Origin of the sequence: Microbacterium sp. LMI1-1-1.1 (assembly GCF_040815675.1) — a bacterium.
In the GTDB taxonomy this organism is placed as follows: Bacteria; Actinomycetota; Actinomycetes; order Actinomycetales; family Microbacteriaceae; genus Microbacterium.
Map to the genome: position 1 here is coordinate 567,887 of NZ_JBFPNN010000008.1, position 11,802 is coordinate 579,688.

The following is an 11,802-nucleotide window of genomic DNA, read 5'->3' on the forward strand; positions in this document are numbered from 1 at the left end:
CCGGATCATGGTACTCGTGCGAGGGCGCGGCTAATCTAATGCCATGGCGGACATCTTCGACGTGATCGCTGACGGGACGCGTCGCGACATCCTTCAGCTGCTGCTCGATCGGGCCACCGGCGGGGAGCGGGGCACGAGCGTCTCGCAGATCGTCACGGCCCTCGGGGTGAGTCAGCCGACGGTGTCGAAGCACCTCAAGGTGCTCCGCCAGGCCGAGCTGGTCACGGTCCGCGAGGTGGGGCAGCACCGCTTCTACAGCCTGACGGTCGCGCCTCTCGACGAGGTCGACGACTGGCTGGTGCCGTTCTTCTCGGTGGATGCCGAGAACGAGCCGGCGCTGCCGGATTCGGCCGTCCACGCGGCAGAGGTCGTCGGCCGTGCGGCGGCGTCCGTGAAGCACTCGATCGAGAGCGCTTTCCGCAAGCTGCCCGGCCGCTGAACGCACATCCGTCACGGCTGTCACAGCGGTTTACACGCGTCGCGCGCAGACTCTAGAGTGTGTCCAGCATCAGAGGGTGAGAGCACCCGGACGAGGGGTGGTCGATGGCCGAGTTGCCGGACGTGCGTTTCCTGACGGTGGCCGAGGTCGCCGAGCTGATGCGCGTGTCGAAGATGACGGTCTACCGTCTCGTGCACTCGGGCGAGCTGCCCGCCGTCCGCTTCGGACGCAGCTATCGGGTGCCGGAATCCGCCGTGGCGGATGCCGTGCAGCGGCCGGTGTCCGACGTCGGCTAGACTGATCCGAGGCTTTTTTCCAACGCCTAGTGTTCCCGGGGGCCGACATCGGCACCCAGACCCCGACTTAGTGAGGTTTTCCGTGGGTTCTGTCATCAAGAAGCGCCGTAAGCGCATGGCGAAGAAGAAGCACCGCAAGCTGCTTCGCAAGACTCGTCACCAGCGCCGCAACAAGAAGTAAAGCGGCCACCACACCGAGCGCCTGTCCTGTTGTGACGGGCGCTTCGTGTATCCGTTCGCCCGGCCGTCGTCCGTCCTCGGAGGAAGCATGCAGTCCATCACCGTCCACGATCTGCACGCGGGCCGCGAGCGCCCGCTCATCGACGTGCGGGAGGAGCACGAGTTCGTCGCCGGCCACGTGCCGGGCGCCGTGAACCTGCCCATGTCGACCCTGGGCGAGCACCTCGACGAGCTGCCCGAGGGCGCGTTCGACGTCATCTGCCAGGCCGGCGGCCGTTCGGCGCGGGTCGTCGAGGCCCTCACCGCCCGCGGGCACGACGCGACCAACGTCGAGGGCGGCACCGGGGAATGGATCGCCGCGGGGTACGACGTTCAGTCCTGAGCGCCTCCCCGGCTCCTAGGATGGGAGCGTGACGACCCTCACGCTCATCGGCAAGCCCGACTGCCACCTCTGCGAGGTCGCCGAGCAGATCGTCGACTCGGTGGTCTCTGATCTGCCTGACGGCGTCGCCGACGGCATCGCCGTCGAGCATTCGTCCATCGCCGACGATCCCGCCCTGTACGACCAGTGGTGGGAGAAGATCCCCGTCGTCCTGATCGACGGCCGTCTGCACGCGCACTGGCGCGTGTCGGCCGACCGCCTGCGCGCGGCGCTCCTGGCCGCCGACACCGAAGGAGCCTCCGCGTGAGCATCCGACACATCGTCCTCTGGAAGCTCGCGGCGGACGACGCCGACACCCGTGCCCTGCACGCGGAGCAGATCGCGGAGCGGCTGCTCGCCCTGCGCGAGGTCATCGACGACATCCAGCACATCGAGATCGGCCGGAACGTGGCGTACCCCCAGGCCAACTGGGATGTCGCGCTGGTGAGCGAGTTCGCCGACGTCGAGGCGCTCGAGCGCTACCAGGTGCACCCGGCCCACCAGGAGGCGGCGGCGTTCGTCCGCTCCGTGGTGGCCGAGCGCGCCTCGATCGACTTCCCCGGCTGAGACCGGGTTGCTCCCGCGCTCGCGCGCGGGAGCACCGTGGTCAGCGGCGCGGGTCTCCCGCACCGTCGACGTGCACGATCGGGATCGCCTGGGTGAAGGTGCTGGCGCGGCGCTCCGCCTCGGCGCTCCCGGTGAACAGCCCGGAGCCGTGATCGTCCTCGAGGACGTCGGCGTCGTCGGTGCGTCCGCCGGTGGAGGCGTTTGCGCCGTTGTGCCGCGCCGCGTCCCGCCCGTCGGAGGGGGTGGCATCCGTCCCGCTGTCCGCCCATAGGACGCGCTGGGCGGGCACGGCGGCGGGCATCGCCTGCTGGACCCACACCACCATGTCCTCGCGGACGCGGCACCGCAGGTCGAACAGGGTCGGGGCGTCGCGGGCGCTCACGAGGATGCGCACGCGCACGAGCCCGCCGACGGCGTCCGTGACCTGGAGGACCGAAGTGCGTCCGTCCCACAGGTCGGTGTCCGCGAGGATCTCGTCGAGGTGCCGGCGCATGCGGGCGGGCGACACCCGCCAGTCGACGTCGATCTCCACCGCGCCCAGCAGCTCGCTGCCCTGCCGCGTCCAGTTCTCGAACGGCTGGGTGGTGAAGTGCGTGCAGGGCAGGACGAGCCGGCGCTCGTCCCACAGGTCCACCACGACGTAGCTGAGGGTGATCTCGCCGATCCGCCCCCACTCGCCCTCGACCACGACGACGTCGTCGACGCGCAGGGCGTCGCTGAAGACCAGCTGCACCCCCGCGAAGATGTTCGCGAGCACGGATTGAGCTGCGAGGCCCGCGACGATGGAGGCGATGCCGGCCGAGGCGAGCAGGCTCGCGCCGACGGTCCGGACGGCGGGGAAGGTCAGCAGGATCGCGCCGATGGCCACGACCACGATGAGCACGAGGGCGAGGCGGCGGACGATGAGCGTCTGCGTGCGGATCCGGCGCGCGTGCCGGTTGTCCGGGACGTCGATCCGATGGCGGCCCAGAGCGAGGTCGGTGGCGAACGACACCAGGGCCGACAGCAGCCACGCCGAGGCGAGGATGACCGCGATCGTCAGCGTCTGCGTGAGGGGTGGCATCCATTCGTCCCGCAGCTCGCGGGGGAAGGCCAGCCCGATGCCGGCCCAGACCGCCACGACGAGGACCACGGCCCGGAACGGGCGACGCGCGCGGCGGACGAGGCCTCCGGGCCAGTCGTGGCGCCGGGCGATCAGCCGGACGATGCCGGTCACGATGAACGAGACGATGACGGCGATGACGATCGCCGCGGTCAGGGTGACGGCGAACTGCAGCCAGGGGTCGAGCATGGGCCTCCTCGGGTCGGGGTCGGCGGCCACGCTACCGAGAGGGGGGCGGGACCCCGTGCGCCTCGACAGGACGACGGGGGTCGGGCGATACTGACGGGCCTAGGCGAGCGGGCGGGTCGACACGGCGACGTCGGCGAGGGCGATCCGGACGCGCTCGCGCGGCGCGAGATCCCGCGCGGAGGAGTGTTGCAGGCGGACCAGGCTGCCGTCCGCCGCGCGGACGATGGTGCGGCGCGTGCCGCCGAGGAAGGTGCTCTCCTCGACGACGGCGTCGACGCCCGGTCCGCCGTCGACGTCGACGAGGAGCACGTCCTCGGGGCGCACGAGCACTTCGCAGTGCCCGTCGTGGGCCGAGGCGGCCAGCGGCATCTCCTGACCCCAGACGTCGACCATGTCGCCGTCGACGATGCCGGGGACGGCGCTGACGGGTCCGAGGACGGGCGCGAGCTCCGGTTCGGCGGCGCGCGCGCTCACCTGTTCCGGGGCGCCGGTGGCGACCACCCGTCCGGCCGACAGCGCCAGGACCCGGTCGGCGAGCGCGAATGCCTCGGCCGTGTCGCGGGTGGCCCAGACGACGGCGACGCCGCGGGCGCGCAGCGTCCGCGCGAGAGCCGACACCAGCTCGGCCCGCTCGACGCTGTGCAGGCGGGAGAGCGGGTCGTCGAGGACGAGCAGGCGCGGGGCGGCGGTGAGGGCCCGGGCGAGCGCGAGCCGTTGCCGGTCGCCGCCGCTCAGCAGGTGCGGACGGCGGGGGGCTCCGGCAGTGAGGCCGACGACGGTCAGGTCCGCGGCATCCGGGTCGACGCCGGGGAGGAGGGGCAGGGGAGCGTCCCCGGCGACCACGCGGACCTCGTGCCGTGCGGCGGTACGGGCGCGGCCGACGGTCGCGCGTCGCCGCCCCGCCGCCACGGCGAGCAGGGTCGAGGCGCCGCACCCGGACGAGCCGGTGACCGCGACGATCTCGCCCGGGCCGACGGCGAGGTCCACCTCCGCGAGCACCCACCGGCGACCGCGCCGGACGCCGACGGCATCCAGGTGGACGACGTCGGCCGCCCGTCGCGGGGCGACGGCTCCCTCGGTGTCGGGAGCGGACACGGCCTCGGACTCGGGGGGACGGACGACGGCCATCCCCCGACGCTAGGCGTCCGCGACGACCGGCGCGGTCCCGGTGGGTGAACCGGCGCCGACGCGCAGGGAACGAATACGGGTCAGGGGGCCAGGCGCGTGGGGCCGCGGAAGAGGTAGGTGACCTCGCGGATCGACGACTCGCCCAGCAGCAGCATCAGCACGCGCGCGAGACCCATGCCGAACCCGCCGTGCGGCGGGGCGCCGAAGCGGAAGAAGTCGAGGTAGAAGTCGAGGTGCTCGGGGTCGAGACCCTTCTCCTTCGCCTGCTCGACGAGGACGTCGACGCGGTGCTCGCGCTGGGCGCCGGTGGTGATCTCGACGCCGTTGAACAGCAGGTCGTAGGACTTCGTCAGCCCGGTCTCCTCGTCGCGCATGTGGTAGAACGCGCGGATCTCGGGGTGGTAGTCGGTGATGAAGACGAACTGGTGACCGAACGTCTCGGCGACGTGCGCGGCGATCTGACGCTCGCCCTCGGGGTCGAGGTCGCCGTCGGTGCGGGGGATGTCGTACCCGCGCGCCGCGACGATCTCCCGCGCCTCGGCGAGGGGGATGCGCGGGAACGGCAGGGTCGGGACCTGCACCTCGACGCCGAACAGCTCCTGGATCTCGGCGCCGTGCTTGTCGGCGACGGCCTGGATCGCCGTCTGCAGGAGCTCCTCCTGCATGCGGGCGACGTCCTCGTGCGAGTCGATCCAGCTGATCTCCGCGTCGATCGAGGTGAACTCGGTCGCGTGGCGGCTCGTGAAGGAGGGGTCGGCGCGGAACGCGGGCGCGATCTCGAAGATCTTGCCGAAGCCGGCGACCTGCGCCATCTGCTTGAAGAACTGCGGGCTCTGCGCGAGGTAGGCGGTCTTCTCCTCGAAGTACGGCACCTCGAAGAGCTCCGCGTTCGACTCGGACGGGGATGCCATGAGCTTGGGCGAGTGCACCTCGATGTAGTCCCGCTCCACCCAGTAGGTGCGCATCGCGTGCTCGAGCGTGGTCTGCACGCGGAAGATGAGGTTGTTGCGGCGCTGACGCAGGTCGATGAAGCGCCAGTCCATGCGCTTGTCGGGGCTGCTGTCGGCGGCGATCGGCGTCTCGGGGTTCGCGGCGGCGGCGATCACGAGCTCGCCGACCTTGATCTCGACGCCGCCGAGCTTCACGCGCTCGTCGTGCTTCAGCTCGCCGCGGACGGTGAGGAAGGTGCCGGTGGCGAGGGTTCCGATCGTCTCGGTGAGCGCGAGGGCGGCGGCATCCTGGTGCCCGGCCTCCTCGCTCGGACGCGTCGCCGGGTTCACCAACTGGACGGCGCCGGTCTCGTCGCGGAGAACGACGAACTGCACCTTCTTCTGATCGCGCACGGTCTCGACCCATCCCGACACCTCGACGGGGCCGGCGGGGAGGGATTTCAACTGGGTGATCAGGACGCGTTCGCTCACGAGGGGACAGTCTACGGTGGGGGCCTCCCTAGGATGTCCGTCGTGACCTACTCCCTGCCGCCCGACGCGTTCCGGACGCTGCGTCCCGAGCCGAGGCGCGGCGGCCTGCGGGTGTGGGACGTCGCGCTGACGGTCGTCCTGCTCGTCCTGCTGCCGCTCGCGGCCCTCGTGGCGACCTCCGCGGGCCTGCTGTTCACCGCCGCCGGGGACAGCTGCTTCCTCGCCTCCTGCGACCTGGGCCTGGTGAACTTCGGCTTGTGGTTCGCCGTGATCGCGCCGTGGGCGGCGCTCGTCATCGGCGTGGCCGTGGCGATCGTCCGGCTCGTGCGGCACCGCATCGCGTTCTGGGTGCCGCTGCTGACCGTGATCGGGATGGTGGCGCTGTGGTTCGTGGCCGCCGCCATCGTGGGAGCGGGCGTCTCACCCCGCTGAGGCTCCTGCCCGCCCTCCAGGGCAATCCCCAGGCAGACCGGCGGCTCCCGCCCTAGCCTGGAGGAGGCGTCCGCCCGGGCTGCCGATCACCGAGCGCGAAGGCACCCGATGACCGTCATGACCCTCCCCGCCGCGGTGTCCGCCGCGGCCGGCTCCCAGGACCAGTCCTGGCTGACCTCCCTGGCCGACTGGACCGTCTCGCTCATGGAGGTCATCGGCCCGGTCGGAGCGGGCGTCGCCATCGCGCTGGAGAACCTCTTCCCGCCGCTTCCCAGCGAGGTCGTGCTGCCGATGGCCGGTCTCACGGCCAGCCGCGGGAGCTTCACTCTGGCCGAGGCGCTGATCTGGACCACCGTCGGCTCGATCGTCGGCGCCTACGTCCTGTACGGGCTCGGCCGCTGGCTGGGGGCGGAGCGCCTGCGGGCCATCGCCGCGAAGGTGCCGCTGCTGCACCCGGAGGACGTCGACCGCACGGTCGCCTGGTTCGAGCGTCACGGCGGCAAGGCCGTGTTCTTCGGGAGGATGATCCCGATCTTCCGCAGCCTCATCTCCATCCCGGCCGGCGTGGCGAAGATGTCCCCGCTCCGGTTCGGCCTGCTCACCGGCGCGGGCAGCCTCATCTGGAACACGATCTTCGTGCTCGCGGGGTACCTGCTGGGCGAGAACTGGCACGTCATCGAGCAGTACGCCGACATCCTGCAGTACATCGTGATCGCCGCCGTCGCCATCGGCGTGGCGTGGTTCCTGTACGCCCGCGTGCGGGCGCTGCTGGCGTCCCGGCGCGACGCCTGACGTCCGCCCCGCGTTCCCCCACCGTCGAAGTAACGGGGCCGGGCGCTCAGTCCGCCCACAGCCCTCGAACGTAGACTGACCAGGTGCCCGCCGAACGCCTTCACCTCGTGCGCCACGGAGAGGTCCACAACCCTCGCCGTGTGCTCTACGGTCGGCTCCCCGGTTTCGGGTTGAGCGTCGACGGTCGGCGGATGGCGCGGCAGGTCGCGGAGCACGTCCAGGGGCTCGAGCGGCCGGTGTCGGCGCTCGTGGCCTCCCCGCTCCAGCGCACGCGCGAGTCGTCGGAGCCGTTCACCGAGATCTTCGGTCTCGAGGCGGTCATCGACGAGCGCGTCATCGAGCCGACGAACGTCTTCGAAGGGCGTCGGATGAAGCAGGCGCTGGCGAATCCGCTGAACTGGCGGCACCTGCGGCAGCCGGACCTGCCCAGCTGGGGCGAGCCCTACGCGAGCATCGTCGGCCGTGTCGTCGAGGCCATGAACGACGCCTGGGAGCGCGTGCCCGACGGTGACGTCGTCATCGTGTCGCATCAGCTCCCCATCTGGGTGACGCACCTCGCGATCGCCCACCGTCCCACCCGCCACGACCCCCGCAAGCGCCGCTGCGCGCTGTCGAGCGTGACGAGCTTCGAGCGGCGAGACGGCGCCGCCGGAGCGCCGCGCTGGGTCGAGGTGGCGTACGCCGAGCCGGCATCCACCGCCGGAGCCGTCGACGTAGGAGCCGTCTGATGCGCCGAATCCTCTCCGCCGTGGTCGCCGCGGCGGCCACCGCCACGCTGGCCGTCGGGCTCGCCGCCTGCTCGGCCGATCCGCTCGCCGAGCAGTACCGCGCGGGCGACAACAAGGGCTACATCGCCGCCAACGGCTTCCAGACCGTCGAGATCCCCGCCGACCAGCGCGGCCAGCCCGTGGAGTTCTCCGGCTCGCTCGACGACGGCTCGCCCGTCTCCAGCGGCGACTTCGCCGGTCGCGTCCTCGTCGTGAACTTCTGGTACGCCACGTGCGGCCCGTGCATCATCGAGGCGCCTCGTCTGGAGCAGGCGTACCAGAGCTTCGAGGGACAGGACGTGTCGTTCCTCGGCATCAACACGTACGACCAGCCCGCGACGGCGCTCTCGTTCGCGCGCGACAACGACGTGTCCTATCCCAGCGCGATGGCCGTCAACGACGCGGACCTCAAGCTCGCCTTCGCCGACAAGACGCCCATCAACGCGACGCCGACCACCCTCGTGCTCGACCGGGAGGGCCGCGTCGCGGCCCGCATCGTGGGCGAGCTGCCCGAGGCATCCATCCTCGAGGCCATCGTGCGCACGCTCGTGGCGGAGACGGCGTGAACCCCGGCGCGATCGTCTTCGACGGCGCCCTCTGGCTCGCGCTGCCGATCGCCCTCGCGGCGGGGCTGATCTCGTTCCTGTCGCCGTGCGTGCTGCCGCTGGTGCCCGGGTACCTCGGCTACATCGGCGGCGCGGTCGCTCCCCGCGGCGGGTCGGCGTCCGCGCCCGGTCGGGGGCGGCTCGTCGGCGGCACCCTCCTGTTCATCGCCGGGTTCACGCTCGTGTTCGTCGCGTACAACGCCCTGGGCGGGACGGCCGGCGCCTTCTTCACCCGGTACTCCGACGTCATCACGCGCGTGCTGGGCGTGGTGATCATCCTCATGGGCCTCGTCTTCATCGGCCTGTTCGGGATCGCGCAGCGCTCCGTCCGGATGCAGTCGAAGAGCGGTCTCGGCCTCGTCGGGGCGCCCCTGCTGGGCGTCGCGCTCGGCATCGGCTGGACGCCCTGCATCGGGCCGACGCTCGCGGCGATCCTCTCGGTGTCGTACAACCTCGGCGATCCCGGCCGGGCCGCGCTCCTCGGCCTCTTCTACTCGCTGGGTCTCGGCATCCCGTTCCTACTCCTCGCGCTGGGCCTGGGCTGGGCCACCCGGTCCGTCGCGTTCATCCGCGCGCACATCCGCGCCGTGAACATCATCGGCGGCCTGCTCCTCGTGGTGCTCGGCCTGGCGATGGTGACCGGCGTCTGGGGCGCGTGGATGTCGTCCCTGCAGGGGGTGATGGCCAATGTCCAGCTCCCGCTCTGATCGAGGGACCACGATGACCGACCCGACCGACGGCGTGCTGCGTCCGTCCGACCACGCCGAGTCCGAGCCGGGCGGCGGGGACGACGTCACCTCCCCGCGTCTGGGCGTCGTCGGGTGGCTGCGCTGGGGCTGGCGTCAGCTGACGAGCATGCGCACCGCGCTCGTGCTGCTGCTCCTGCTCGCGATCGCGGCCGTCCCCGGGTCCCTCGTGCCGCAGCGCAGCGCCGACCCGAACGGCGTCACGCAGTACTTCACCGACAACCCGGACCTCGCGCCGATCCTCGACCGGCTCAGCCTCTTCGACGTGTACACGTCGCCGTGGTTCTCGGCCATCTACATCCTCCTGTTCATCTCGCTGATCGGCTGCGTGCTGCCGCGCACGAAGCACCACTGGAAGGCCCTGCGGTCGCAGCCGCCCCGCACGCCCGCGCGCCTCTCGCGACTGGACGACCACCGTTCGCTCACGATCGTCCCGGAGGGGGACGCGGATGCCGCCGCCGCGGCCGCCGTGGACAGCGCGGCGACCCAGCTGCGCAAGAGCGGCTACCGGGTGGCGCGCTACGACGGGCGCGGGTCGTTCTCCGTCTCGGCGGAGCGGGGCTACCTCCGCGAGACGGGCAACCTCGTCTTCCACGCCGCGCTCGTCGGCGTGCTCCTCGCGGTCGGTGTCGGCGGCGGGTTCACCTACACGGGGCAGCGCGTGCTCGTCGAGGGCCAGGCCTTCGCCAACAGCCTTCTCGACTACTCGTCGTTCAACCCGGGGCGTTTCGTCGGCGGCGACACGCTCACGCCGTACTCCCTCACCCTCGACCAGTTCGACGTCACATACGTGCCGCCGGGCCAGCCGGGGTCGGGTCAGGCCGGCGACTTCGCCGCGCACATGACGACGCGGGCTCCCGGGCAGGAGCCGCAGGAGGGCGAGGTGCGCGTGAACCACCCGCTCGACGTCGCCGGCGATCGCGTCTACCTCCTGGGCAACGGCTACGCCCCGACCGTGACCATCCGCGACGCCCAGGGCGACGAGGTGTTCCACGACTCGATCGCGTTCCTGCCCCAGGATGCCAACATGACCTCGCTCGGCGTCATCAAGGTCGCCGACGGTCTGCCCGAGCAGCTGGGCCTGGTCGGGTTCTTCTACCCGACCATGGACGTGCTCGACAGCGGGGCCCTCACCTCGACCTACGGCGATCTCGAGTACCCGGTGCTCACGCTGCGCGTGTACGCCGGCGACCTGGGCATCGACGACGGGACCCCCCGCTCGGTGTACACGCTGGACCCGACGGGCATGGAGCAGCTCGCCGGCGGCGACAGCGGCACCCCGGCGCTGCAGCTCATGCCGGGCGAGACGCAGGACCTCCCGAACGGCCTCGGCACCATCACGTTCGAGAACGAGGCGCCTGACGGGGCCACCGGATACGACGGGTCCGTCAAGCGCTTCGCGTCGCTGTCCATCCACCGCGACCTCGCGGGTCCCTGGGTCCTCGCGTTCGCTGTCCTGGCGACCCTCGGCCTGCTCGCCGCCCTGTTCGTCCCCCGTCGGCGCATGTGGGTCAAGGCCACCGCGCGCGACGGACGCGTCACCGTCGAGTACGCCGGTCTCGCCCGCGGCGAGGATCCCACGCTCGCCGCCGCCGTGGACCAGATGGCCGAACGGGGCGCCGCCACCCTCCCGAGCCGTCCTGACGCCGGCCCGAGCCGCCCCGACACCGGAAAAGTAGACTGACATCATGCCCGGAACCGACCCGATCCTCCTCGATGAGATCTCCCTCCTGCTGGTGTGGACCGCGGTCGCGATCTACGTCCTCGCATTCATCGCCTACGCGATCGACCTCGCACGCCGCTCCGACCTCGCCGTCAAGGCGAAGGACGCCGTCGTCGCCCGCGAGCTCGTCACCGCCGGCGGCGGTGGGGTGCTGACAGCGGACCGCGGGGGAGCGGCATCCGGATCCTCCGTCGCGAAGCCGCGCTACGTGTGGGCCCGCATCGGCACCGCGCTGACGGCGATGGGCTTCGCGTTCCATCTCGTCGCGACGGTGCTCCGCGGCATCGCCGCCGAGCGCGTCCCGTGGTCGAACATGTACGAGTTCGCCCTGACCGGCCTGCTGATCATCGTCGGCGTCTACCTCGCCGTGCTGCCGAAGTTCGACCTGCGCTTCCTTGGCTCGCTCATCACCGGCATGGCGATCGTCATGCTCGGCGGGGCGACGCTGGCGTACCACGTGGACGTCGTGCCGCTGGCGGATCCGCTGAAGTCCGTGTGGCTCGTCATCCACGTTTTCGTCGCGATCCTCGCGACCGCGCTGTTCGCGCTCGCCTTCGGCCTGTCGGTGGTGCAGCTGCTGCAGTCGCGTCGGGAGCGCAAGCTCGTCGGCGCCCCGGTCGAGGCGACCCCGCGACGCAGCTTCCTGCGGACGCTCCCGTCGTCCGACGACCTGGAGTCGCTCGCGTACCGCTTCGCCATCGTGGGCTTCATCTTCTGGACCTTCACCCTCATCGCCGGGGCCATCTGGGCCAACGACGCGTGGGGGCGCTTTTGGGGCTTCGACACCAAGGAGGTCTGGACCTTCGTCATCTGGGTGCTCTACGCGGGGTACATCCACGCGCGGGCGACCCGTGGCTGGCGCGGCACGCGCTCGGCGTGGCTGTCGATCATCGGCTTCACCGCGGTGCTGTTCAACTTCACGATCGTGAACGTGTTCTTCAAGGGGCTGCACGCCTACAGCGGCCTGACGGAGTAACCCTTCCGCTCCCCGCAG

16 protein-coding genes are annotated in these 11,802 nt (G+C 71.3%); 13 read left to right on the plus strand and 3 right to left on the minus strand.

The annotated features are described in order from the left end of the window. Positions 1 to 43 precede the first annotated feature (43 nt). From MRBLMI1_RS12170 to MRBLMI1_RS12195, 6 genes are all read left to right on the plus strand, one after another. A complete protein-coding gene (locus MRBLMI1_RS12170) occupies positions 44 to 439 on the plus strand; it encodes an ArsR/SmtB family transcription factor (protein WP_367733194.1) in 396 nt (131 codons plus the stop codon). A 104-nt stretch (positions 440 to 543) separates the two neighbouring features. Next, positions 544 to 735 (plus strand): helix-turn-helix domain-containing protein, encoded by a 192-nt coding sequence (locus MRBLMI1_RS12175; protein ID WP_367733196.1) that lies wholly within the window; start codon positions 544 to 546, stop codon positions 733 to 735. A gap of 82 nt (positions 736 to 817) precedes the next feature. Next, the gene (locus tag MRBLMI1_RS12180; protein ID WP_003792170.1) at positions 818 to 916 is read left to right on the plus strand and encodes a 30S ribosomal protein bS22; all 99 of its coding nucleotides are present in this window, start codon (positions 818 to 820) and stop codon (positions 914 to 916) included. 87 nt (positions 917 to 1,003) lie between these two features. Next, positions 1,004 to 1,297 (plus strand): rhodanese-like domain-containing protein, encoded by a 294-nt coding sequence (locus MRBLMI1_RS12185; RefSeq protein WP_367733226.1) that lies wholly within the window; start codon positions 1,004 to 1,006, stop codon positions 1,295 to 1,297. A gap of 28 nt (positions 1,298 to 1,325) precedes the next feature. Next, a complete protein-coding gene (locus MRBLMI1_RS12190) occupies positions 1,326 to 1,604 on the plus strand; it encodes a glutaredoxin family protein (RefSeq protein WP_367733228.1) in 279 nt (92 codons plus the stop codon). Then, positions 1,601 to 1,903 carry a Dabb family protein gene (locus MRBLMI1_RS12195; protein ID WP_367733230.1) on the plus strand — a complete coding sequence of 101 codons (303 nt, stop codon included), beginning with the start codon at positions 1,601 to 1,603 and terminating at the stop codon, positions 1,901 to 1,903. Before MRBLMI1_RS12190 ends, MRBLMI1_RS12195 begins: the two co-directional genes overlap by 4 nt. A 40-nt stretch (positions 1,904 to 1,943) precedes the next feature. Here the strand turns inward: MRBLMI1_RS12195 and MRBLMI1_RS12200 are convergent, their stop codons facing one another. From MRBLMI1_RS12200 to aspS, 3 genes are all read right to left on the minus strand, one after another. Beyond that, on the minus strand, positions 1,944 to 3,194 hold the full coding sequence (locus tag MRBLMI1_RS12200; RefSeq protein WP_367733232.1) for a mechanosensitive ion channel family protein: 1,251 nt from the start codon (positions 3,192 to 3,194) through the stop codon (positions 1,944 to 1,946). Between the two features lie 99 nt (positions 3,195 to 3,293). Then, positions 3,294 to 4,322 carry an ATP-binding cassette domain-containing protein gene (locus MRBLMI1_RS12205; RefSeq protein WP_367733234.1) on the minus strand — a complete coding sequence of 343 codons (1,029 nt, stop codon included), beginning with the start codon at positions 4,320 to 4,322 and terminating at the stop codon, positions 3,294 to 3,296. 80 nt (positions 4,323 to 4,402) lie between these two features. Next, complete coding sequence (aspS, locus tag MRBLMI1_RS12210) at positions 4,403 to 5,743, minus strand: aspartate--tRNA(Asn) ligase (protein WP_367733238.1); 1,341 nt, start codon at positions 5,741 to 5,743, stop codon at positions 4,403 to 4,405. 42 nt (positions 5,744 to 5,785) lie between these two features. Between aspS and MRBLMI1_RS12215 the strand changes: the two genes are divergently transcribed. From MRBLMI1_RS12215 to ccsB, 7 genes are all read left to right on the plus strand, one after another. Then, a complete protein-coding gene (locus MRBLMI1_RS12215; RefSeq protein WP_367733241.1) occupies positions 5,786 to 6,175 on the plus strand; it encodes a hypothetical protein in 390 nt (129 codons plus the stop codon). Positions 6,176 to 6,283: 108 nt separating this feature from the next. Further along, on the plus strand, positions 6,284 to 6,967 hold the full coding sequence (locus MRBLMI1_RS12220; RefSeq protein WP_414685873.1) for a DedA family protein: 684 nt from the start codon (positions 6,284 to 6,286) through the stop codon (positions 6,965 to 6,967). 83 nt (positions 6,968 to 7,050) lie between these two features. Beyond that, complete coding sequence (locus MRBLMI1_RS12225; protein ID WP_367733245.1) at positions 7,051 to 7,695, plus strand: histidine phosphatase family protein; 645 nt, start codon at positions 7,051 to 7,053, stop codon at positions 7,693 to 7,695. Continuing rightward, on the plus strand, positions 7,695 to 8,300 hold the full coding sequence (locus MRBLMI1_RS12230) for a TlpA family protein disulfide reductase (protein WP_367733247.1): 606 nt from the start codon (positions 7,695 to 7,697) through the stop codon (positions 8,298 to 8,300). The genes MRBLMI1_RS12225 and MRBLMI1_RS12230 overlap by 1 nt, the downstream gene beginning before the upstream one ends. Then, a complete protein-coding gene (locus tag MRBLMI1_RS12235; RefSeq protein ID WP_367733249.1) occupies positions 8,297 to 9,046 on the plus strand; it encodes a cytochrome c biogenesis CcdA family protein in 750 nt (249 codons plus the stop codon). The genes MRBLMI1_RS12230 and MRBLMI1_RS12235 overlap by 4 nt, the downstream gene beginning before the upstream one ends. A 13-nt stretch (positions 9,047 to 9,059) precedes the next feature. Beyond that, positions 9,060 to 10,769 carry a cytochrome c biogenesis protein ResB gene (gene resB, locus MRBLMI1_RS12240; RefSeq protein ID WP_367733251.1) on the plus strand — a complete coding sequence of 570 codons (1,710 nt, stop codon included), beginning with the start codon at positions 9,060 to 9,062 and terminating at the stop codon, positions 10,767 to 10,769. Positions 10,770 to 10,773: 4 nt separating this feature from the next. Next, positions 10,774 to 11,784, plus strand: a complete 1,011-nt coding sequence (ccsB, locus tag MRBLMI1_RS12245) for a c-type cytochrome biogenesis protein CcsB (RefSeq protein ID WP_367733253.1) — start codon at positions 10,774 to 10,776, stop codon at positions 11,782 to 11,784. The last annotated feature ends 18 nt before the right edge of the window (positions 11,785 to 11,802 follow it).

Excerpts from the sequence above, each read along its gene's own strand:
- MRBLMI1_RS12185 (WP_367733226.1), top strand. The coding sequence starts at position 1,004 with ATGCAGTCCATCACCGTCCACGATCTGCACGCGGGCCGCGAGCGCCCG.
- MRBLMI1_RS12220 (WP_414685873.1), top strand. The coding sequence starts at position 6,284 with ATGACCGTCATGACCCTCCCCGCCGCGGTGTCCGCCGCGGCCGGCTCC.
- MRBLMI1_RS12205 (WP_367733234.1), bottom strand. The coding sequence starts at position 4,322 with ATGGCCGTCGTCCGTCCCCCCGAGTCCGAGGCCGTGTCCGCTCCCGAC.
- MRBLMI1_RS12170 (WP_367733194.1), top strand. The coding sequence starts at position 44 with ATGGCGGACATCTTCGACGTGATCGCTGACGGGACGCGTCGCGACATC.
- resB (WP_367733251.1), top strand. The coding sequence starts at position 9,060 with ATGACCGACCCGACCGACGGCGTGCTGCGTCCGTCCGACCACGCCGAG.
- MRBLMI1_RS12200 (WP_367733232.1), bottom strand. The coding sequence starts at position 3,194 with ATGCTCGACCCCTGGCTGCAGTTCGCCGTCACCCTGACCGCGGCGATC.
- ccsB (WP_367733253.1), top strand. The coding sequence starts at position 10,774 with ATGCCCGGAACCGACCCGATCCTCCTCGATGAGATCTCCCTCCTGCTG.
- MRBLMI1_RS12230 (WP_367733247.1), top strand. The coding sequence starts at position 7,695 with ATGCGCCGAATCCTCTCCGCCGTGGTCGCCGCGGCGGCCACCGCCACG.
- MRBLMI1_RS12175 (WP_367733196.1), top strand. The coding sequence starts at position 544 with ATGGCCGAGTTGCCGGACGTGCGTTTCCTGACGGTGGCCGAGGTCGCC.